The 19,438-nt window shown below is 68.6% G+C and carries 21 protein-coding genes; 15 read left to right on the forward strand and 6 right to left on the reverse strand.

Annotated elements, in window-relative coordinates:
- The first annotated feature begins 138 nt into the window (after positions 1 to 138).
- From ACSYHF_RS00625 to ACSYHF_RS00660, 8 genes are all read left to right on the forward strand, one after another.
- Positions 139 to 885, forward strand: coding sequence for an N-acetylmuramoyl-L-alanine amidase (locus ACSYHF_RS00625; protein WP_053497808.1), 747 nt, complete (start codon positions 139 to 141; stop codon positions 883 to 885).
- 67 nt (positions 886 to 952) lie between these two features.
- On the forward strand, positions 953 to 2,119 hold the full coding sequence (gene mltA, locus ACSYHF_RS00630) for a murein transglycosylase A (protein WP_447575994.1): 1,167 nt from the start codon (positions 953 to 955) through the stop codon (positions 2,117 to 2,119).
- A 107-nt stretch (positions 2,120 to 2,226) separates the two neighbouring features.
- Positions 2,227 to 2,541 (forward strand): hypothetical protein, encoded by a 315-nt coding sequence (locus ACSYHF_RS00635; RefSeq protein WP_134956313.1) that lies wholly within the window; start codon positions 2,227 to 2,229, stop codon positions 2,539 to 2,541.
- A 104-nt stretch (positions 2,542 to 2,645) separates the two neighbouring features.
- A complete protein-coding gene (locus ACSYHF_RS00640) occupies positions 2,646 to 4,691 on the forward strand; it encodes a TonB-dependent receptor (protein ID WP_447575995.1) in 2,046 nt (681 codons plus the stop codon).
- 171 nt (positions 4,692 to 4,862) lie between these two features.
- The gene (locus ACSYHF_RS00645) at positions 4,863 to 5,924 is read left to right on the forward strand and encodes a two-component system sensor histidine kinase NtrB (protein ID WP_138953344.1); all 1,062 of its coding nucleotides are present in this window, start codon (positions 4,863 to 4,865) and stop codon (positions 5,922 to 5,924) included.
- A complete protein-coding gene (ntrC, locus tag ACSYHF_RS00650) occupies positions 5,917 to 7,365 on the forward strand; it encodes a nitrogen regulation protein NR(I) (protein ID WP_069138132.1) in 1,449 nt (482 codons plus the stop codon). Before ACSYHF_RS00645 ends, ntrC begins: the two co-directional genes overlap by 8 nt.
- A 93-nt stretch (positions 7,366 to 7,458) precedes the next feature.
- Positions 7,459 to 8,028 carry a superoxide dismutase family protein gene (locus tag ACSYHF_RS00655; RefSeq protein ID WP_049439225.1) on the forward strand — a complete coding sequence of 190 codons (570 nt, stop codon included), beginning with the start codon at positions 7,459 to 7,461 and terminating at the stop codon, positions 8,026 to 8,028.
- 32 nt (positions 8,029 to 8,060) lie between these two features.
- Complete coding sequence (locus ACSYHF_RS00660; protein WP_197598819.1) at positions 8,061 to 8,678, forward strand: superoxide dismutase family protein; 618 nt, start codon at positions 8,061 to 8,063, stop codon at positions 8,676 to 8,678.
- A 93-nt stretch (positions 8,679 to 8,771) separates the two neighbouring features.
- Here the strand turns inward: ACSYHF_RS00660 and ACSYHF_RS00665 are convergent, their stop codons facing one another.
- The gene (locus ACSYHF_RS00665; protein WP_447575996.1) at positions 8,772 to 9,659 is read right to left on the reverse strand and encodes a hypothetical protein; all 888 of its coding nucleotides are present in this window, start codon (positions 9,657 to 9,659) and stop codon (positions 8,772 to 8,774) included.
- 93 nt (positions 9,660 to 9,752) lie between these two features.
- Between ACSYHF_RS00665 and ACSYHF_RS00670 the strand changes: the two genes are divergently transcribed.
- Positions 9,753 to 11,048, forward strand: a complete 1,296-nt coding sequence (locus ACSYHF_RS00670; protein ID WP_005420942.1) for an acetyl-CoA C-acetyltransferase — start codon at positions 9,753 to 9,755, stop codon at positions 11,046 to 11,048.
- Positions 11,049 to 11,209: 161 nt separating this feature from the next.
- Here the strand turns inward: ACSYHF_RS00670 and ACSYHF_RS00675 are convergent, their stop codons facing one another.
- From ACSYHF_RS00675 to ACSYHF_RS00685, 3 genes are all read right to left on the reverse strand, one after another.
- A complete protein-coding gene (locus ACSYHF_RS00675) occupies positions 11,210 to 12,505 on the reverse strand; it encodes a heme biosynthesis HemY N-terminal domain-containing protein (protein ID WP_197598818.1) in 1,296 nt (431 codons plus the stop codon).
- 6 nt (positions 12,506 to 12,511) lie between these two features.
- Entirely contained in the window at positions 12,512 to 13,489 is a 978-nt protein-coding gene (locus ACSYHF_RS00680) for a uroporphyrinogen-III C-methyltransferase (RefSeq protein ID WP_197598817.1), read from the reverse strand.
- A 105-nt stretch (positions 13,490 to 13,594) separates the two neighbouring features.
- Positions 13,595 to 14,404 (reverse strand): uroporphyrinogen-III synthase, encoded by an 810-nt coding sequence (locus tag ACSYHF_RS00685; protein WP_447575998.1) that lies wholly within the window; start codon positions 14,402 to 14,404, stop codon positions 13,595 to 13,597.
- A 35-nt stretch (positions 14,405 to 14,439) separates the two neighbouring features.
- Between ACSYHF_RS00685 and ACSYHF_RS00690 the strand changes: the two genes are divergently transcribed.
- From ACSYHF_RS00690 to ACSYHF_RS00710, 5 genes are all read left to right on the forward strand, one after another.
- The gene (locus tag ACSYHF_RS00690) at positions 14,440 to 14,907 is read left to right on the forward strand and encodes a YiiD C-terminal domain-containing protein (protein WP_005407593.1); all 468 of its coding nucleotides are present in this window, start codon (positions 14,440 to 14,442) and stop codon (positions 14,905 to 14,907) included.
- A gap of 32 nt (positions 14,908 to 14,939) precedes the next feature.
- Entirely contained in the window at positions 14,940 to 15,365 is a 426-nt protein-coding gene (locus tag ACSYHF_RS00695) for a hypothetical protein (protein ID WP_134955279.1), read from the forward strand.
- 57 nt (positions 15,366 to 15,422) lie between these two features.
- Complete coding sequence (locus ACSYHF_RS00700) at positions 15,423 to 15,860, forward strand: rhodanese-like domain-containing protein (protein WP_005420930.1); 438 nt, start codon at positions 15,423 to 15,425, stop codon at positions 15,858 to 15,860.
- 100 nt (positions 15,861 to 15,960) lie between these two features.
- Positions 15,961 to 16,479, forward strand: coding sequence for a protein-export chaperone SecB (gene secB / locus ACSYHF_RS00705; protein ID WP_005407596.1), 519 nt, complete (start codon positions 15,961 to 15,963; stop codon positions 16,477 to 16,479).
- A 20-nt stretch (positions 16,480 to 16,499) separates the two neighbouring features.
- Positions 16,500 to 17,525: an NAD(P)H-dependent glycerol-3-phosphate dehydrogenase gene (locus tag ACSYHF_RS00710; RefSeq protein ID WP_005420929.1), complete on the forward strand. Its 1,026-nt coding sequence runs from the start codon at positions 16,500 to 16,502 to the stop codon at positions 17,523 to 17,525.
- 124 nt (positions 17,526 to 17,649) lie between these two features.
- Here the strand turns inward: ACSYHF_RS00710 and ACSYHF_RS00715 are convergent, their stop codons facing one another.
- Positions 17,650 to 17,889: a hypothetical protein gene (locus ACSYHF_RS00715; RefSeq protein WP_240431564.1), complete on the reverse strand. Its 240-nt coding sequence runs from the start codon at positions 17,887 to 17,889 to the stop codon at positions 17,650 to 17,652.
- 118 nt (positions 17,890 to 18,007) lie between these two features.
- Between ACSYHF_RS00715 and ACSYHF_RS00720 the strand changes: the two genes are divergently transcribed.
- Positions 18,008 to 18,649: an Ivy family c-type lysozyme inhibitor gene (locus ACSYHF_RS00720; protein ID WP_134955537.1), complete on the forward strand. Its 642-nt coding sequence runs from the start codon at positions 18,008 to 18,010 to the stop codon at positions 18,647 to 18,649.
- A 13-nt stretch (positions 18,650 to 18,662) separates the two neighbouring features.
- On the opposite strand, the gene ACSYHF_RS00725 is transcribed toward ACSYHF_RS00720, so the two are convergent.
- The gene (locus tag ACSYHF_RS00725; RefSeq protein ID WP_069138124.1) at positions 18,663 to 19,037 is read right to left on the reverse strand and encodes a hypothetical protein; all 375 of its coding nucleotides are present in this window, start codon (positions 19,035 to 19,037) and stop codon (positions 18,663 to 18,665) included.
- Positions 19,038 to 19,438: the final 401 nt, after the last annotated feature.

The raw sequence follows: 19,438 nt of genomic DNA on the forward strand, positions 1-19,438 counted from the left end.
GATGGGCGGCCCTGCGGGGCCGCCTTTTGCGTTTGGTCGGTGCCAGGCTTGCCTGGCACTGCTCCTGCTCTGGTGGGTGCCGACCGTTGGTCGGCACGGCGGCATGCATCATCGGGCCTGATCGCGCACAATCGGGCCATGCACCCGATCCGCACGTCCCTGATGCTCTCGGCCTGCCTGCTGGTGGCCGCCTGCGCCTCCACGCCGCAGGAAACCCGCAACCCGCTCGCCACCTGGGTGCCATCACCGAACCAGAACGCGCGCACGCCGGTCATCATCGTCATCCACCACACGGAGCAGAAGTCGGTGCAGCAGAGCCTGCATACGCTGCGTACCGCCAACAGCGGTGGACCGGTCAGTGCACACTACCTGATCGGCGCCGATGGCCATCGCTACCAGCTCGTCGCCGATGAGCGCCGTGCCTGGCATGCCGGCGCCGGGCGATGGGGCACCATCACTGATCTCAACTCGGCTTCGATCGGCATCGAGCTCGACAACGATGGCCGCAGCCCGTTCAGTGCGGCACAGATCGAATCGCTGATCGTGCTGCTGCGCGACCTCACCACGCGCCTGAACATCCCGCCGCGCCAGGTGATCGGCCATGCCGACCTGGCGCCGACGCGCAAGCAGGATCCGAGCCGCTTCTTCCCATGGCAGCAGCTGGCCGAGGCCGGGTTCGGCGTGTGGCCGCGCGCGGCCGATGGTGCCGCACCGGAAGGCTTCGATGGGTGGAATGCGCTGGCCCGCTTCGGTTATCCGCTCGACAACCGCGAAGCCACCGTCGCCGCCTTCCACCGCCGCTTCCGTGGCCGCGACGACCTGCCGAAGACGCTGGATGCCGAGGACGCCCGCATCCTGCATTCGTTGCTGCTGCAGATGCCGTGACCCCGCGCATGAACGCTTGACCCCGCGCTGGGTTGCCGCCCAGCGGCCGGCACTCCACCATGGCGGCATGATCGATTCCGCTACCTTCTTCAAGCGCATGCACTGGACCCTGTTGGCAGCGGTGGTGCTCGCAGGCTGCTCCACCACCGCTCCGCGCGCAGGCTCCGAAGCGCCCACGCCGACCTCGCCGCCGGCGGCCACTTACGCCAAGGTCGACTGGAAAGCCCTGCCCGCAGTCTCCGATGCTGATCTGCAGGCCGGCTTCGTGGCTTGGCGCAGCAGCTGCGCCCGCCTGAAGAACGACGCTGTCTGGGCCAAACCCTGCGCCACCGCCGCCGCGGTGTCAGACAAGGACCCGGCCGCGATCCGCCAGTTCCTGCAGCGCGATCTCGATGCCTACGCGCTACGTGCCGGTGGCCATCAGGCCGACGGGCTGATTACCGGCTACTACGAGCCGATCTACCCCGGCAGTCTTACCCGTACCGATAAGGCCACGGTGCCGGTGTACGGCACGCCGGATGATCTGGTGGTGGTGCAGCTGGAGAGCCTCTACCCGGAACTGAAGGGCAAGCGCCTGCGCGGGCGCGTCGAAGGCAAGGTGCTCAAGCCCTATGACGACGCCGGCACCATCGCGGCCAAGGGCGCCAAGGCGCCGGTGCTGGCCTGGCTGACCGACCCGATGGACCTGCAGCTGCTGCAGATCCAGGGGTCCGGCCGCGTGCGCCTGGCCGATGGCAAGCAGGTGCGGCTGGCCTACGCGGAACAGAACGGCCACCCCTACCGTGCGATCGGCCGTTGGCTGGTGGACCAGGGCCAGCTGAAGAAGGAAGACGTCACCATGGACGCCATCCGCGCCTGGGCCCGGGCCCATCCCGCGCGCGTACCGGAACTGCTGCGCAGTAACCCCAGCTACGTGTTCTTCGTGCGCACCCCGGACAGCCCGGAAGGCCCGCGCGGTTCACTGAACGTGCCGCTCACTGCCGGCTACAGCGTGGCGGTGGATCGCACCGTGGTGCCACTGGGCAGCCTGCTGTGGCTGTCCACCACGCGCCCGGACGGCAGCCCGGTGGTGCGCCCGGTGGCTGCGCAGGACACCGGCGGCGCCATCGCCGGCGAAGTGCGCGCCGACCTGTACTGGGGCAGCGGCGATGCCGCCGGCAAGCTGGCTGGCGACATGAAGCAGAAGGGCAACATCTGGATGCTGTGGCCGAAGGGCGTGCCCCTGCCGAACTGAACCGGCAGGGGTCGGATCCCTTCCAAAGGAAAGGGCTCTGACCCCGGATGCCTGATAATGGCGCCATTCCGTACTTTCCGGCTGCGCCTGCGGCCAGGGCTCCTGCAATGACCTACGCAAAGCACACCGCAAAATCCGGCGCGAAATCGGCCGCAAAGAAGTACTACAAGCACTGGGCCGAATCGGGCCTGGGCAAGGGCAATGTGCTGATGGAAGCGCGCGGCGAGAAGATCGTGCGGCAGGTGGAAATCTACGGGACCAAGATGGTCTGGGCCGACGAGCATGCCCACAGCGACGACCGCTTCCTGCTGGCCGACCAGCCAGTGTCGTTCCTGGATTTCGACGAGGACGACGAAATTTCCGCGCGTGAATTCGAAGCCGCCTGGAAGAAGGCACGGGAAGCCACCGGCTACCAGGTGTAATCCCCCCGGCAGCCGCCCTTGTAACGCCGAGCCTTGCTCGACGCCGCAAAAATCGGGCGCGTGAAATGTTATATGATTACATTTCACCGTAGCCGCCCCTTCCCATGAAGACTCCCACCCTGGTGGCCGCCCTCGCGGCCGCACCGTTCGCCCCTGAAGCCTTCGCACAGTCGGCCGACGCCGCGCTCACTCTCGGCAAGGTGCAGGTGCACCAGCACGGCGAAGGCCAGCTCAGTGCGCATCAGGTACTGACCTCGGTGGATGTCCTGGGTGCAGACCAGATCGAAAACCGCAACGTCTCGCACAGCTGGGAATTGCTCGGGCAGATGCCCGGCATCCAGCTCACCGAAACCCGGCAGGGCGCCGAATCGGGCAAGGTCAGCTTCCGCGCCTTCAACGGCGAGGGCTATCTCAATGCCATCAAGACGCTGATCGACGGCATCCCCAGCAACGTCAACAGCGGCAACCAGCGCTTCATCGACATGCTGTTCCCGCTGGACATCAGCTACATCGAAGTGGTGCGCGGTACCAACGACCCGCGCTACGGCCTGCACAACATCGGCGGCAACGTGAACTTCGGTACGCGCCAGGGTGGCAGCTACACCGATGCGCGCCTGGCCTACGGCAGCTATAACACCCGCGATGCGCAGCTGGCAGTCGGCCGTGAAGCCGATGGCTTCGCGCAGAACTATTTCGTCGGCACCCAGGCCAGCGACGGCTACCGCGACCACGACACCTCGAAGAAATATTCGCTGGGCGGCAAGTGGTTCTACGGCTCGCTGGACGACGGCCTGCGCGTGGGACTGACCGCGCGCGCGTACCACCACGAAGCCGACGAACCCGGCTTCATGACCGCCGACGAGCTGCGCACGCACCGCCGTGGCAGCGAGCTGCGCAACGGCAACGATGGCGATGACCGCGACATGCGCCAGCTTGCCGCGCACCTGGACATGAAGCTGTCCGACGCAATCACCTTCGGCACCCGCCTGTACTACAACCGCTACGAAGACGACCGTCGCGTGACCTTCAGCGACCTGCCCACCGGCAACCTGCCGCGCCAGCGCCGCGTATGGGACGAGCGGCAGCATGGCCTGCTCAGCACGCTCACCTGGCAGGCCAGCCCCACGCTCACCGTCGAAGGTGGCCTGAACTACGAGCAGCAGGACAACGGCTACCTCCGCGAGCGCTACGCCTACGCCGAACCCACTGATTTCAGCCAGCCCCCCGCGCGGGTGCAGAACAATGATCGCCACAGCTTCGACAACTGGGGCGCCTACGTGCAGGCCGTCTACCAGCCCGTCGAGGCCTGGAAGATCGTGCCGGCCTACCGCGTCGACCGTTTCAGTGGCCGCACCCACCTGATGAACGGCCTCAGCGGCCGCCTGCAGGATTACGGCAGCATCGGCCAGCCCAAGCTGAGCATCATCCACACCCTGGGCCAGACCACCCACGTCTACGCGAACTGGGGCCGCACCTTCCAGGTGCTGACCGGCTCCACCGCACCGGCCTACCTCACCCCGGGGCAGGCGCCCTTGCAGCCGTCCACCAACACCGGCATGGAGCTGGGCCTGAAGTTCCAGCCGTTCGCGGGAAGCCAGGCACGCCTGGCGGTGTGGCAGCAGGATGCGGAAAACGAGGTGTCCAACATGCCAGCCACCGGCACCACGGTCACCCTGGGCAAGACCCGCCGGCGCGGCGTGGATGCGCAGCTGAGCCTGCAGCTGGGCGACGACTGGACGGTGTGGGCGTCGCACGCCTACCAGGAAGCGAAGATCACCCGCGACGACCGCGATGCCAGCATTTCACTGCAGGGCCGCGAAGTGGCCGCCACCCCGCGCCACATCAGCAATCTGGGCGTGGACTACCGCGCCACGGATGCGCTGCGGCTGGGCCTGCAGGCGCGTGCACAGGGCGATTACTACCTGGAAGAGCGCAACGTGGCCGGCAAGTTCGGTGGTTTCGCCGTGCTCGACCTCAGTGCTGCCTATCAGCTCAGCCCGCGTTTCAGCGTGGACCTGCAGCTGAAGAACGTGACCGGCCGCGAGTACGCCTACGCCTGGTACGACAGCTTCTTCTGGGACAGCGCCCGCCCGATGTTCTCGCCGGCGCCGGGCCGCAGCGTGTTCGTCGGCCTCAACATGAAGCTGTAACCGGCCACGCATGTGGTCGTGGTCGAGCTTGCTCGACCTGCGGCAGGGGTCAGAACCCTTTCCAGGCGGAAAGGGATCCGACCCCGGACCCCGCAGCGCATGCGGTCAGATCCCTTTCCGCGAGGAAAGGGCTCTGACCCCGAACCCCGCGTTTTGCACTACATTGGTGCAATGTCCGACCCCTCTCCCCCGCCGTCCCTCGATGCCCTGGGCACGCCGCTGGCCTGGGCCGGGGCCGATGGCTGCATCGCCGGCTGCAATCCGGCGTTCGCCCGCTGGCTGGGCGTCAGCGCCCGGCGACTGCTGGGTCGCCCATTGGCCGCGCTGGAAGTGCAGGGCGAGGCACTGGCCCATTTCCTGGCCCGCGATGAGCGCGACAGCCTGCGCTTGAACCGGCTGGCGCTGGCGGTGCCCGGCGAAGCGCCGCGCTTCGCCGAGGGCTGGATGAGCCGCCGCGACGATGGTGGCTGGCTGCTGGAGGCGCATCCGGTCGATGAATTCCCCGGGCTGGACCCGACCCAGGCCCTGCCCAGCGCGCTCAGCGCGGCGCTGAAGGGCTTGGCCCACGAGCTGCGCAACCCGCTGGCCGGGTTGAAGGGTGCGGCCCAGCTGCTGGCCCGCCGCGCGGCCCAGCGCGAGGCCAGCGAACGCGAGCTGATCGAGCTGATCGGCTCGGAGATCGAGCGCCTCAACGGCCTGCTTGACCAGCTGTTGTCGCCGGCCCCGGCCGCGCCGCATGCGGAACTGAACATCCATGCCGCGCTCGAGCGCGTGCTGCGCCTGGCCGAGAATGAGGCCGGCTGGGCGGTACGCCTGCAGCGCGACTACGACCCCAGCATTCCCGAATTCCACGGCGACGCCGACCGCCTCACCCAGGCGGTATGGAACCTGGTGCGCAACGCGATCCAGGCCGGCGCCGGCAACATCACCCTGCGCACCCGCGTGGAGCATGGCGTGCGCATCGCCGAGCAGCTGCACACGCTGGCGCTGCGCCTGGAAATCGCCGACGACGGCCGCGGCGTGCCCGAAGAACTGGCCGAACACCTGTTCCTGCCCTTGGTGAGTGGCCGCGCCGAAGGCACCGGGCTGGGCCTGGCGCTGGCCCAGCAGGTGGCGCGCGAGCATCGCGGCACGCTGACCTACCGCTCGCGCCCGGGCCATACCGTGTTCACCCTGCTGTTGCCGATCGGCAACGGCGCCGCCCCGGCCGAGGAGGCCCCGCGCGATGTCTGAGTCCCCCACCACCGCGCAGCGCATCTGGGTGGTCGATGACGATCGTGCCGTGCGCTTCGTGCTGTGCACCGCGCTGCGCGAGGCGGGCTACCAGGTTGTCGATTTCGACAGCGCTGCGGCTGCCCTGCAGGCCCTGGGCGAAGGCGCGCCGCCAGCGCTGCTGTTCACCGATGTGCGCATGCCTGGCGACGATGGCCTGGTGCTGCTGGACAAGCTCAAGGCCGCGTTGCCGCAGCTGCCGGTGGTGGTGATGTCGGCCTATACCGATGTCGCCAGCACGGCCGGTGCGTTCCGCGGTGGCGCGCATGAATTCCTGTCCAAGCCGTTCGATCTGGACGATGCGGTGGCACTGGCGCAGCGGGTGTTGCCGGCCGTTGCACCGGCACTCGCGGCACCCGCACCTGCGGCGGAAGCGCATAGCGACCAGCCGCCGCAACTGGTGGGTGATACGCCGCCGATGCGCGCGCTGTTCCGCGCCATCGGTCGCCTGGCGCAGGCACCGCTGGCGGTGCTGATCACCGGCGAGACCGGCACCGGCAAGGAGCTGGTGGCCAATGCGCTGCATCGCGAATCACCGCGCGCGCTGGGTCCGTTCGTCGCGCTCAATACCGCTGCAATCCCGTCCGAGCTGCTGGAAAGCGAGTTGTTCGGCCACGAGGCCGGTGCCTTCACCGGTGCGCAGCGCCGCCACATCGGCCGCTTCGAGCAGGCCAACGGTGGCACGCTGTTCCTGGATGAGATCGGCGACATGCCGTTGCCGCTGCAGACCCGCCTGCTGCGTGTGCTGGCGCAGGGTGAGTTCTTCCGCGTCGGTGGCCGCGAGCTGATCCGCGTCGACGTGCGCGTGGTGGCCGCCACCCACCAGGATCTGGAGGGACTGGTCGCGCAGGGGAAGTTCCGCGCAGATCTGCTGCACCGCCTGGACGTGGTGCGCCTGCAGCTGCCGCCACTGCGCGAGCGCCGCGAGGACATCGCGCAATTGGCCAGCACCTTCCTGGCTGCCGCCGCACGCAAGCTGGATACGCCGCCGAAGCGCCTGACCGCCGCGGCCCTGCAGGCGTTGCGCGAGCACGACTGGCCGGGCAATGTGCGCGAGCTGGAGAACGTGTGCTGGCGGATGGCCGCGCTGGCCGCCGCCGACACCATCGGCGTGGCCGATGTCGATACCGCGCTGAACCGCGCGCGCGGGCGCCGCAGCAGTACCAGCGCAGCCGATCCGGGGCAGTGGGAAGCGCTGCTGGCCGAATGGGCGCGCCGTCAGCTGGCCGAAGGCGTGGAAGGGCTGCACGCGCAGGTGCGCGAGCGGGTCGACCATGCCCTGCTGGAGGCCGCGCTGCAGATCACCCACGGCCGCCGCGCCGAAGCCGCTGCCCGTCTCGGCCTCGGCCGCAATACCCTTACCCGCAAGCTGGGCGCCGGGCGCCGTCGCGGGGGCCATTGAACGGTCCCTGCACGCGATCCTCGCACCGGCTTGCCGAACCGTTGATCGTTCATGGACGATGCCGTCCGTAGTGTCACCTGCAAGGAGTCTTCGATGCGTCTGTCCTTTGCCATCCTGCCGTTGTCCGCCGCCGTGCTGCTGTCTGCCTGTGGCAGTGCACCGAAGAAGGCCGAACCCACGCCGCCACCGCCGACCGTGGTCAGTGCTGCGAAGCAGGGCGAGGCCAATCTCGCGCCGGCCTCGGCCAGCATCGTCAGTGGCCGCATCGCGCTGATGGTGGAGCCCGGTGGCATCCACATCACTGGCCTGGTCGGTGGCCTGCAGCCGATGCAGCAGGCCGGCTTCCACATCCATGAGCGCGGCGACTGCAGTGCGGTGGATGCCAGCAGTGCCGGCAATCACTTCAATCCCGGTGGCGCTGCGCATGGCCGCGCCGGCACCGGCAAGCACCACCTGGGCGACATGGACAATCTGCGTGCCGACGCCCAGGGCCGCGCCAACGTCGATATCCACCTCAAGGGGGTTACCCTTGGCGGAGGCGCCGCCACCGATATCGCCGGACGCGCACTGGTCGTGCATGCCAACGCCGACGACTATCGCAGCCAGCCCGCCGGCAATGCCGGCGTCCGCATCGCCTGTGGCGTGATCCGGGTCGTCCGCTGATCACTGCAGGCATCATCGAGGGAGAGATTCCAATGCGTCTGATCCACACTTCGCTGTTTGCGGCCATCGCCGCGCTGGGCCTGGCGGCCTGCAACCAGCAGCCCGCCGCGCCGCAGACTGAAACCCCGCCGGCTGACGGCGCCACCACCGAACCGGCTGCAGCGCCGGCACCGGCGGCTGCACCGACGGGCGATGCTTCGGCAACGGCCGAACTGGCACCGACCCAGGGCAACGAGACCAAGGGCAGCGTCACCTTCAAGGTGGTTGATGGCAAGGTCCACGTGACCGGCCAGATTACCGGCCTGAAGCCGGGCAGCGAACATGGCTTCCACATCCACGAGAAGGGCGACTGCAGCGCGCCGGACGGCATGAGCGCCGGCGGCCACTTCAACCCGGGCAAGCAGGATCACGGCAACGTCGCCACCGATCCGCACCACGGCGGCGACATGCCCAACATCAAGGCCGACGACAAGGGCGTGGCCACCATCGACGGCCCGGTGTCGAGCAACGTCAACATCGGCAAGGGTGATGACTTCGACATCATCGGCCGCGGCCTGATCGTCCACGCCGATGCGGACGACTACAAGACCCAGCCGACCGGCAACGCCGGCGCGCGCCTGGCCTGTGCGGTCATCCAGAAGGCTCCGTAAGGGCGCTCTTGCTGGAAACGGAAAACGCCGGCGCAAGCCGGCGTTTTTCGTGTGGATCCCGCCGGACATGGCCCGGCGAAATACGTCCGTCGATCAGCGCGCCAGCAGCTCGCGCGCGTCCTGGCCGGCCTCGCAGTGCACGAACAGTACCGGCACGCCATGTGCTTCCAGCACCGCGGCCATCTGTCGCTGGCGCATCAGGAACTGCTCGTAGATGCCCTTCAGGCGATCGCAGTCGTTCTTGCTGTGGCTGTAGTGCGCGCACCAACCGGCCGGGTCGAACAGCGCCATGCGTGCTTCGCCATGCGTATAGCGCAGCAGCGGCTCGGGCGCGGCATTGAGCCACTCGTCCTCGCCCGGCGCCATGATCGCGGTCTCGATCAGCGGCCACAGTGCGGCCAGGCCCTGGTTGTCGTACTGCATCGACATCATCGCGGCCAGGTCGTTCACGGTGAAATAGCGCGCGTGCTGGATGCGGGCACCGAAGGTGTTCTGCGCCATCAGCGCGGTGTCGGCGTGCGCCATGCCGTTGGCCAGCAAGGTTTCTTCCAGCGCATCGGCGACCGCGCTGGTGGTGGCCACGTCGCTGCCGGTCAGCAGGAACGGCACCACGCGCAGGCCACCGCCCACCAGCGTGGCATCGGCCTGGAACGGCAGTGGCACGTCACCTTCGGCATCGGTACCGAAGGCCAGCAGGCGCGGGCCCTGGTTGCGGCCCGGGGCACGCATCTGCAGTTCTTCCAGGCGGCGATGGATCGGCCAGCCCGGACGCAGCACTTCGGCCGGGTCGAAATGCGCGGCGGCGAACACCAGGTCCAGCTCGGCCACCTGTGGCACCAGCTTGGCCAGGTCACGGCCGACGCGTTCGGCCAGTTCACCGGCCTGTTCAGCGCTGAGCACCGCCTGGCGGGGGATTTCGCCGCCGGCCAGTTCCAGGGCCAGCACGCCAAGGGCATTCATCGCGGGGTCGGGTTTGCTCATGGTTCCACGGTTGGCCCATCACAGGGCGGCAGCTACACTTGGCTCCATTATGCCTGCTCCGTCGTGCAGGCCATGTTGCAGACACCCTCATCCATGCCAGGTATCTCCATGCCCAACGCTCGTCCCGTCGCCATCCTCGGTGGCGTCCGCATTCCGTTCTGCCGCCAGAACACCGCGTATTCGGATGTCGGCAACCTCGGCATGTCGGTCCGTACGCTGGGTGCGCTGGTCGAACGGTTCGGCCTGCATGGCCAGCAGCTGGGTGAAGTGGCAATGGGTGCAGTGATCAAGCACTCCAGCGACTGGAACCTGGGCCGCGAAGCCACGCTGTCGTCCGGCCTGTCGCCGCTGACCCCGGGCATCACCCTGCAGCGTGCCTGCGGTACCTCGCTGGACAGCATCATCACCGTGGCCAACAAGATCGCGCTGGGCCAGATCGAATCGGGCATCGGCGGTGGTTCGGACACCACCTCCGACGTGCCGATCGTCTACGGCAAGAAACTGCGTGCACGCCTGCTGGCGGCCAACCGCGCCAAGAGCACCGGCGACAAGATCCGCGCGCTCACCGCCGGCTTCAAGTTCTCCGAGCTCAAGCCCGAGTTCCCGGGCGTGGCCGAGCCGCGCACCGGCAAGAGCATGGGCGACCACTGCGAGGACATGGCGAAGGAGTGGAACATCTCGCGCGACTCGCAGGATGAGTGGGCGGTGTCGTCGCACAAGAAGCTGGCCGCCGCCTACGAGCGTGGCTTTTTCAACGACCTGATCGCACCGTTCCGTGGCGTCGAGCGCGACAACATCCTGCGCCCGGACACCTCGCTGGAAAAGCTGGCCACGCTGAAGCCGGCGTTCGACAAGGTTTCCGGGCGTGGCACGCTCACCGCCGCCAACTCCACCCCGCTGACCGACGGTGCCGCTGCAGTGCTGCTGGCCAGCGAAGAGTGGGCACGCGCGCATGGCCATGAACCCCAGGCTTACCTGCGTGACGCGCACGTCGCCGCGGTGGACTTCGTGCACGGCGAAGGCCTGCTGATGGCACCGACCATCGCGGTGCCGGAGATGCTCAAGCGCAACGGCCTGACCCTGCAGGACTTCGACATCTACGAGATCCACGAAGCCTTTGCCGCACAGGTGTTGTGCACCCTGCGTGCGTGGGAGAGCGAGGACTACTGCCGCAACCGCCTGGGCCTGGACGCGCCGCTGGGCCGCATCGACCCGGACAAGATCAACCTGCTGGGCTCGTCGCTGGCCACCGGCCACCCGTTCGCCGCTACCGGCGCACGCGTGATCGCCACGGCAGCCAAGCAGCTGGCCGAACGCGGCGGTGGCCGCGCACTGGTGTCGATCTGCACCGCTGGCGGCATGGGCGTGGTGGCGATCGTCGAACGCTGATCGCATCCATCGGTGGGTGCCGACCGTTGGTCGGCACGATCCGGCCGGCACTCCTGGAACTGAAAACGCCGCCCATCGGGCGGCGTTTTTTTTGTTCGGATTGTTGCTCTGGTGGGTGCCAAATTCACCGGTGGATGCCGGCCAGCGGCCGGCACTACCCCTCAGGGCAACCGCGGGTTGCCGAATTCGTCGCGCTCTTCGTTGGCGTCATACACCGGCGGCTGTGCAACGATGGGCTGCTCCTCCACCGTGGCGCGCAGCGGCGTCTCGGTGCCACGCACCAGTTCCACGCTGTCCTCGCCGCGCTGCAGGCGCAGCGCATTGGCCAGGCACTGCGCGGCCAGCGCGTGTTCGCCACGTTGCGCGAACACTTCACCCAGCGCTTCCCACGCCGGTGCACCGGCGCCCGCGGCAATGGCCTCGTGCAGGAACGCATCGGCGGCATCCCATTGCTGCTGGCCCAGGGCCACGCGGCCCTGTGCCAGGCGCAGGGCGGCCGAGTCATCGTGCACGTTGCGCCAGCGCGCCAGATTGGCCTGGCGGGTGGCCAGGCGCTCGGCGGGCAGGCGGCCATACAGCGCCACCAGATCGTCATTCCAACGCTGGTCCAGTGCCTGTTCCAGCGCCAGCAGCGCCGGCTCATCCCAGTCCAGCGCCACCGCACGGCTGGCATAGGCGCCCACCACGTCCGGGGTGGGGCGCAGCGCCTTCGGGGTGGCCTCCCACTGTGCGGCCAGCGCGTTGACGTCGGCCGCTTCCAGCAGCGCCTGTGCGGCCAGGCGTGCCTCCAGTTCGCTGTTCGCGTCGGCCGGCAGCACCTTGCTCTGGCGCAGCGCACCCAGCTGGCCATACGCTTCGTGGGCGCGGCCGGCCTGTGCCAGCGCTTCCGTACGCAGCCACAGGCCGCGTGGCGGCAGCGGCTGGATCGCCGCTACGTCCAGCGCGTTGATCGCATCGACTGGCAGATCGCGCGCCAGCAGCTGTTCGGCGCGCAGCAGCGCCTGCAGGGTGGCGTCACTTTCGCCCAGGCGCTGCAGCAGCGCCTCTCCGGCGGGGCCGTCGGCGCGTGCCTGCGCGCTGCGCACGGCGGTGGCCAGTGCCACCGCGCTCACTTCCGGGTCCCTGGCGGCGCCGTCCAGCAGCTTCTCCGCACGTTGCCACTGGCCATGCTCGTAGGCCTGCAGGCCGTCGATCAGGCGCACCCGGCCCTGCTTGCGGCGGTAGCGGCCCCAGGCACGGAACGGTGCAGCGATCAGGCTCCACAGCAGCCACAGCACCAGCACCGTGATCACCGCCAGCAGCGCTACCTTCGGCAGGTTGCTGTGATAGTCGTAGCCGCCGTAGCGCAGGGTCACTTCGCCGAAGCGGTTCAGGTCATCGGCGCCGAGCCATTGCGCGGCGACCACGCCGATGGCCACGGCCAGCAACAGCACGACCAGGGATTGCAGGGGTTTCATGCGGGCTTACCTCCGGTCGGTCTGGGTGCGCAGTTGTTGCAGGGTGCTGCCAAGGACAGCGTCGTTGGCCTGCAGCGGCAGTTCGCGCAAGGCCTTCAGTTCAGCACGTTGCGCGCGCAGGGCCGGTGAATCCGGCCAGCGCCGCTGTGCCCACTGCTCCACGCGGTCCAGAGCGGTGTTGCGGCCCGCGCGGTCGCCGCGCTCGATCGCGGCGCGCGCCAACGTCAATTCCAGCTGCAGTGCATCGTCGGCGTTGCGCTTTTCGGCGGCCGTCAGCGGGCCGTTCTGGCGGCTCGGGGTGATGTCCACGAACGGTGCCAGCGTGGCCTGCCACCAGGGCTTGGCGGTGCTGCTGCCGGTCGTGCCGGTGATCTGCGAGGGCAGGCCCTGCAGCGCGCGGGCCACGGCATCCAGGCGCTGCAGCGACTGCACGCGCGGGCCGGTGCCGAGCGCATCCAGCGCCTCGCGCTCCTGCACCAGCGCCTGGCGCAGGTTCAGGCCATCAGCGTCGGGCAGTTCGGCCAGTGCGGTGGCCGCCTGTGCATACAGGCGGCGTGCGCCGTCCACGTCGTCGGCGTAGTTCAGGCGCTGCGCAGCCTGGGTCAGCAGCAGCTCGGCCTCATCGCGCTGCACCGCCTGGCGGCCCTGGTTGGCACTGTCGGCCAGCTTGGCCAGGTTCTCTTCCAGCAGCGCGCTGCGCTGTGAGAGTCCCAGCATCTCGTCGCGCAGCACGCGGTTGGTGGTCGCCGCATCCTGCAGGCGCTGGCTGGTCGCGCGCTGGTCACGGCGCAGCGCATCCAGCGTGGCCTCCAGGCCCTTCAGCTGTACGGCCGTGGTCTGTGCCTGCGCTTCCTGTTCGCGCTGTTGCTGCTGCCAGACGTACCAGCCGGCATAACCGCCCGCGCCGAGCACGACCACGGCGGCCAGCGGCAGCAGCCAGCGCACGGGTCGATGGGGTGGGGGTGCGGGCGGAGTATCGTTCATCAGGCTTCCTTGTCGGCAACGTCGCCGGTCGGGGTGCCGGCAGGCTGCGTTGTGCACAGCATCACCGTTGCCGACGGCAGCGGCAAGCGTGATCCACGTCCCTGTTCAGGTCGCTGCCGGGGCGGTGAGCGTGGCGTGTGCAGCGGCCACCAGCTGCGCAGCGGTGGGGCCGGCGCTGCGTGTGATGCGCTGCAGGCCGAGCGCCTGCGCCTGTTCGCCGAGGCGGTCACTGGCAACCACCACGCGGGCAGACGCCCGCAGGCGCTGCTGCCCGGCCGGCGGAAGCTGTTGCCAGAAATGCTGCAGGGCTTCGCCACTGCTCACGGCCAGCACCCACGGCTGTGCTGAATGCGCCAATCGCGCCAGCGTTCGCGGGGGCAGTCGCAGCAGGCGACGCTGGTAGACATCGGCACGTTCGATCGTGGCGCCCGCCGCCTGCAGCTGCGCGGCAATCAGGCCACGCCCGCCGGGGGCGGTCACCAGGCCGATGCGCAGGCCCTGTACGTCGGCCAGCACCGGCAGCGCCAGCAGGCCTTCACTGTCCATCCGCTGCGGCGCGTGCACCTCGGTGATGCCGTGTGCCCGCAATGCGCGCGCAGTGCCTTCGCCCACGGTCAGCCACGGGCTGCGCTGCACGTCGGCCAACGGCAGCAGGGACGCGGCTGCGGCAACGGCGGCCGGGCTGGTGAACACCACCCGATCGCAGTTCAGCGCGCGTTGCAGCTGGCGCACCACAGCCGTGCCATGCAGGCGCTGCAGGCGCCAGGGCGCCAGGGCCAGGACATTCCCGCCCAGCCGGGCAACGGCGCGGCGCAGCGCCACGTTCTGGCCCCGCGGGCGCAGCGAGATCAGGGTCCAGCGTGGGCCGGAACGGGTGGCGCCAGTGGGTATCGTATGGTCGACCATTGCCTGCATTATGCGGGCCCTTCGTTGTCGTGGTCGCTGCTCCGATGTCCGTTGATGCCCTGACTTCCTCGTTGGCCGCCCTGCAGGACGTGCTGGACTGCATGCCGGCGGTCCGCGCCATGCAGATCCAGCTCGACGGCTATGCCGATGGCGTGCTGCGCATCACCGCGCCGCTGGCGGCCAACGTCAACGACAAGGGCAACGCCTTCGGCGGCAGCCTGGCCTCGGTGCTGACCCTGTCCGGCTGGGCGCTGGTCAGCCTGCGCCTGCGCCTGGCCGGCCACGATGCCGAGGTCTATGTGGCCGACAGCAACCTGCGCTATCTGGCGCCGGTCTATGAGGACCTGCACGCCCACGCCGAAGCCGCTGAAGCCACCGGCTGGGACGCCTTCCTGAATACCTTCCGGCAGCGCCGCAAGGCCCGCATCAGCATCATCGCCACCCAGCCCGGTGCCGATGGCAAGCCCGCCGCCGAATTCAGCGGTCGCTTTGTTGCCTTCGCCAAAGGGTAGGATGGCAGGCTGACGTTCTGGGGAAACCACCGATGCGCCGCCTCATCCAGTTCCTGATGTATTCCCTGCTGCTGGCCAGTGCCGTGGCCTTGGCCGACGACCTCAGCCGCAAGCAGCGCAAGCTGCTGGAAGAGACCCAGATCGCCTACGGGGCGACCATCCGCTGGGGCAGCATGGACGATGCCATCGGCTACCTCGACCCCAAGCTGCGCAAGGAAAAGCCGCCGACCGAGTTCGAGCTCAACCGTTACGCGCAGCTGCGCGTGTCGTCCTATCGCGAGCGCAGCAGCGCCTCGCTGGACGGTGGCCTGGTCGAGCGCCGGGTCGAAATCGGGGTGATCAACCAGAACACCCAGGCCGAGCGCACCGTGGTCGTGGTCGAGCGCTGGCGCTGGGACCCGGAGGCCAAGCGCTGGTGGCAGACCGCCGGCCTGCCGGACCTGTGGAAGGGGCAGTGACGGGCCGCGTCCGGCTTGTGCGACAATCGGCGCCCGCTTAATCGACCCGTGACCTGAGTGAATTACGAAGAGTTGCTGGCCTTTGCAGGCCGAAACCCGATGCTGTCCGCGGCCCTGGTCGGCCTGACCGTGGCCATCATCGTCACCGAGATCCGCCGCCTGTTCCGGGGCTTCAAGGGCATCAAGCCCGCCGAACTGACCCAGCTGATGAACGCGGGCGGCACGGTGGTGGTCGACCTGTCGGCCAGCGGTGACTTCGAGAAGGGCCATATTGCCGGCAGCCGCAACGCCCAGGCCAGTGCCTTCGGCCCGGAGCACAAGCTGGTGGCCAACGCCAAGCAGTCGCCGGTGGTGCTGGTGTGCCGCAGCGGCAACGCTTCGGAAACCGCCGCCAAGGCGCTGAAGAAGGCCGGTTTCGAGAAGGTCTACGTGCTCGACGGCGGCATCCCCGCCTGGCAGCAGGCCGAGCTGCCGCTGGTCAAGGGCCGCAACTGATTGTCGCAGGTGGCGGATCCGGCCTTGTCTGGGCCGGGTCCCGCCCCCATCGCAGTAGTTCGACCATCGTTTTCATTGCATTCACCTGGAGTTACTGGAAATGTCCGAAGAGATCACCAACGGCGCCGCTGCGCCGGTCGATGCCGCTACCGGCCCCGCTTTCACCGTCGAGAAGATCTACGTCAAGGACGTCTCCTTCGAGTCGCCGAACGCACCGACCATCTTCAATGACCAGGTGCAGCCGGAGCTGCAGCTGAACCTGAACCAGCAGGTGCAGCGCCTGGGTGAGAACGCCTTCGAAGTCGTGCTGGCCGTGACCCTGACCTGCCAGGCCGGTGAGCGCACCGCCTACGTGGCCGAAGTGAAGCAGGCCGGCGTGTTCGGCCTGGTCGGCCTGGACCCGCAGTCGATCGACGTGCTGCTCGGCACCCAGTGCCCGAACATCCTGTTCCCCTACGTGCGCCAGCTGATCAGCGACCTGATCCAGGCCGGCGGCTTCCCGCCGTTCTTCCTGCAGCCGATCAACTTCGAAGGCCTGTACGCAGAAACCCTGCGCCAGCGCCAGGAGCAGGGCGACGCACCGTCGCTGGCTGACTCCGAGCCGGCCGGCAACGCCTGATTCCTGCCGCGACGTCACGGATGAGCACTCCCGCTGACAAGATCGCCGTGCTCGGCGCCGGTTCCTGGGGAACCGCGCTGGCCAGCCTGCTCGCACGGCACGGTCACCCGACCGTGCTGTGGGGGCGCGATGCTGCCGTGGTCGAGGCCATCGACCAGCGCCACGAGAATCCGCGTTACCTGCCGGGCATCCCGCTGCCGGACAGCCTGCGTGCTACCACCGACCTGGCGTCGGCGGTGGAAGGCGCGGCCTGGATCCTGGTGGTGACCCCCTCGCATGCCTTCGGCGAAACCGTGCGTGCGCTGGCGCCGCTGCGTCCTGCCGGTGCCGGCGTGGCCTGGGCCACCAAGGGCTTCGAACCCGGTTCGGGCCGCTTCCTGCATGAAGTGGCGCGCGAAGTGCTGGGTGAGGACGTGCCGTTGGCCGTCGTCACCGGGCCGTCGTTCGCCAAGGAAGTCACCCAGGGCCTGCCGACCGCGATCACCGTGCACGGCGACGTGCCCGAGTTCGCGCAGACGGTGGCCGAGGCGATGCATGGCCCGGCGTTCCGCGCCTACACCGGCGACGACATGGTCGGTGCCGAGCTGGGCGGCGCGATGAAGAACGTGCTGGCGGTGGCCACCGGCGTGGCCGATGGCATGCAGCTGGGCCTCAACGCCCGTGCCGGCCTGATCACCCGTGGTCTGAACGAGATGCTGCGCCTGGCCGCTGCGATCGGCGCCAAGCCGGAAACGCTGATGGGCCTGGCCGGCCTGGGCGATCTGGTGCTGACCTGCACCGGCGACCTGTCGCGCAACCGCCGCCTGGGCCTGGCCCTGGGCCGCGGCCAGACGCTGCAGGATGCCGTGCGCGAGATCGGCCAGGTGGTCGAGTCGGTGCAGACCGCCGACGAAGTGATGCGACAGGCGCGCCGCCATGGCATCGACCTGCCGATCTCCGACGGTGTGCGCGCCGTGCTGCATGGCGAGCAGACCCCGGAAGAAGGCTTGCGCGCACTGCTGGCGCGGGAACAGAAACCGGAGTATCCGGACACGCTGTTCAAGTGAATCGAAAAACCCCGGCCAGGTGCCGGGGTTTTTTATGTGCGCGACCCATCCACGCATGGCGTGGATCTACTGCCGAACCCGCTTCTGGTGGCTGCCAACCTTGGTTGGCGCCCGACGGCGGCAATCACCGCGCCCGCGGCGGCGCGTTGCTGTTGTCCATGTCCGAAAAGATCAGCCACGGCCCATTCCCCGCGCGCTTCAACGTGAGCGTGAACTTGCCGGTATCGCCCACGTTGTTGCCGTAGCTGTACGCACCAACGATGTAGCCCGGAAGAAGCTGCGCGCCTTCTGCATCGTGGGCAATTGCCGGCGATGCCATCAGCAGGGCACCGCAGAAGATCATGGCGAGTCGTGTGCGGCGCATGCGTCCAGGCCCTGGCGATGATGGGAAGGCTTCAGACGCATCCTAGCGCCGCGCCGCTGGTTAGAATCACGCGGCCGCAGATTCGGTGGACGCGGCGCAGATCAGACAAGGACACGCGATGAAGATGCGAATCACAGGGATGGCGATGATGGCCGCGCTGCTGGCAGCCTGCGGACAGGCACCGGAGAACACTGGCGAGGCCGCGCCTGCTGCGGCGCCAGCACCAACCACCGAAGCTCCGGCCGCCACGGCCACGGTGGTCGAGAAGGTGTGGGACAGCGAGGGCGAACCGGAAGACCCGGGCGCCGGCGGCGAACTCACCTGCGCGGACAATCCGCTGGCGACGCATTTCTTCACCCTGGTGGGCGGTAACACCGTGGACGACTGCGGCCGCAAGGACCCGAAGGTGCTGGCGGCCTTCAACGCGCTGATGAAGGACACCGCGGCAGCCGAATCCAGCGACAAGGAGATTCCCACGCTGCGCGAGCGCCTGTTGAGCGGACCCAGCGGCCCTGGCGAGCTGGTAGTGCTGCAGGGCGAGCCGTGGTGGTTCTACACCGCCTGCCAGGCCCACGACTGCCCCGGCACCGCGTTGGCGATGCTGTACTCACCCACGCAGGCGAAGATGGTCGGCCGTCTTACCGCGCGCTGCCGTGTGTGGTGGCTGGGCGAGCCGACGGCGGAACAACGTGAGCAGATCGAACAGCGCCAGCCACTGCAGGATGCCGCGTTGAAGGAAGACAGCGCGCTCTGCGAGTGATGTGGCGCCGGCGTCACCCGTCCGGCTGCATGCGCGCGCTGGCCTGTGCGTTCATCGTCAGGCACGCCATGATCAGCCCTTCCATCACCCGGTCGCCCACGTACTCGGCCTCCGTGCCGTTCTGGCGCACGCGTTCGGCCGCCAGCAGCAGCTCCAGCGTCACACGCTGGCCGGCCAGTGCACAGTCCGCATCGGCCAGCGCCATGCAACGGCCCGGCATCTGGTGACGCTCCGGCCAGGGTTGGCCATCGGCGGCCGCGCCTTTGCCGATGCGGTGAAGCGTGGCGATGAAGGCGTTCGGGTCGGTCGCAGCCGCGTGCTCTGAGGGCTCACCGCCAGTGGCGGACGAGCGATGCGGATGCAGGCGGGGGAAGTCCGGTGAGGTCATGGCAGTGCTCCGTGCAGGACAGACGGTAGCCGCCACGCAAAGGTGGCGGGCGGAGACGTGGCTCGAAAACCGGGAGATCACGAACAAGACCGGCAGGCGCAAGGCCTCCACGCTCCGCCCGCCATAGCCGGCAGACGGAATGCCAGCCGGCGCCACGCGGGGTGACGCCGGCTGGCAAGCGCAAACAACGTTCGTGATCTGACGGGTTTTCGAGGCCCGGCCACCCATCTTCCGGTGGCCCGCCATCTGTACCGCTGTCGCTGCGCAACGCCAATCAGACGAGTTGCAAACAGCGTTTGATCGAAGACGCTTTCAGCATTCTTGCACGCTGTTAAGCCGTCGCGGACGCAGGTGCCGCAACGTCCGTAGCAGCATGGGAAATATGCGACATGGTTCGAACT

It is taken from the genome of Stenotrophomonas maltophilia group sp. P373, assembly GCF_053295075.1.

Bases quoted from the DNA above. Each gene is read 5' to 3' on its own strand.
- ACSYHF_RS00660 (WP_197598819.1), top strand. From the start codon at position 8,061: ATGCGTCTGATCCACACTTCGCTGTTTGCGGCCATCGCCGCGCTGGGC.
- ACSYHF_RS00670 (WP_005420942.1), top strand. From the start codon at position 9,753: ATGCCAGGTATCTCCATGCCCAACGCTCGTCCCGTCGCCATCCTCGGT.
- ACSYHF_RS00715 (WP_240431564.1), bottom strand. From the start codon at position 17,889: ATGCGCCGCACACGACTCGCCATGATCTTCTGCGGTGCCCTGCTGATG.
- ACSYHF_RS00665 (WP_447575996.1), bottom strand. From the start codon at position 9,659: ATGAGCAAACCCGACCCCGCGATGAATGCCCTTGGCGTGCTGGCCCTG.
- ntrC (WP_069138132.1), top strand. From the start codon at position 5,917: ATGTCTGAGTCCCCCACCACCGCGCAGCGCATCTGGGTGGTCGATGAC.
- ACSYHF_RS00695 (WP_134955279.1), top strand. From the start codon at position 14,940: ATGCGCCGCCTCATCCAGTTCCTGATGTATTCCCTGCTGCTGGCCAGT.
- mltA (WP_447575994.1), top strand. From the start codon at position 953: ATGATCGATTCCGCTACCTTCTTCAAGCGCATGCACTGGACCCTGTTG.
- ACSYHF_RS00710 (WP_005420929.1), top strand. From the start codon at position 16,500: ATGAGCACTCCCGCTGACAAGATCGCCGTGCTCGGCGCCGGTTCCTGG.
- secB (WP_005407596.1), top strand. From the start codon at position 15,961: ATGTCCGAAGAGATCACCAACGGCGCCGCTGCGCCGGTCGATGCCGCT.
- ACSYHF_RS00690 (WP_005407593.1), top strand. From the start codon at position 14,440: ATGTCCGTTGATGCCCTGACTTCCTCGTTGGCCGCCCTGCAGGACGTG.
- ACSYHF_RS00645 (WP_138953344.1), top strand. From the start codon at position 4,863: ATGTCCGACCCCTCTCCCCCGCCGTCCCTCGATGCCCTGGGCACGCCG.
- ACSYHF_RS00725 (WP_069138124.1), bottom strand. From the start codon at position 19,037: ATGACCTCACCGGACTTCCCCCGCCTGCATCCGCATCGCTCGTCCGCC.
- ACSYHF_RS00675 (WP_197598818.1), bottom strand. From the start codon at position 12,505: ATGAAACCCCTGCAATCCCTGGTCGTGCTGTTGCTGGCCGTGGCCATC.
- ACSYHF_RS00680 (WP_197598817.1), bottom strand. From the start codon at position 13,489: ATGAACGATACTCCGCCCGCACCCCCACCCCATCGACCCGTGCGCTGG.
- ACSYHF_RS00685 (WP_447575998.1), bottom strand. From the start codon at position 14,404: ATGCAGGCAATGGTCGACCATACGATACCCACTGGCGCCACCCGTTCC.
- ACSYHF_RS00640 (WP_447575995.1), top strand. From the start codon at position 2,646: ATGAAGACTCCCACCCTGGTGGCCGCCCTCGCGGCCGCACCGTTCGCC.
- ACSYHF_RS00635 (WP_134956313.1), top strand. From the start codon at position 2,227: ATGACCTACGCAAAGCACACCGCAAAATCCGGCGCGAAATCGGCCGCA.
- ACSYHF_RS00655 (WP_049439225.1), top strand. From the start codon at position 7,459: ATGCGTCTGTCCTTTGCCATCCTGCCGTTGTCCGCCGCCGTGCTGCTG.
- ACSYHF_RS00625 (WP_053497808.1), top strand. From the start codon at position 139: ATGCACCCGATCCGCACGTCCCTGATGCTCTCGGCCTGCCTGCTGGTG.
- ACSYHF_RS00720 (WP_134955537.1), top strand. From the start codon at position 18,008: ATGAAGATGCGAATCACAGGGATGGCGATGATGGCCGCGCTGCTGGCA.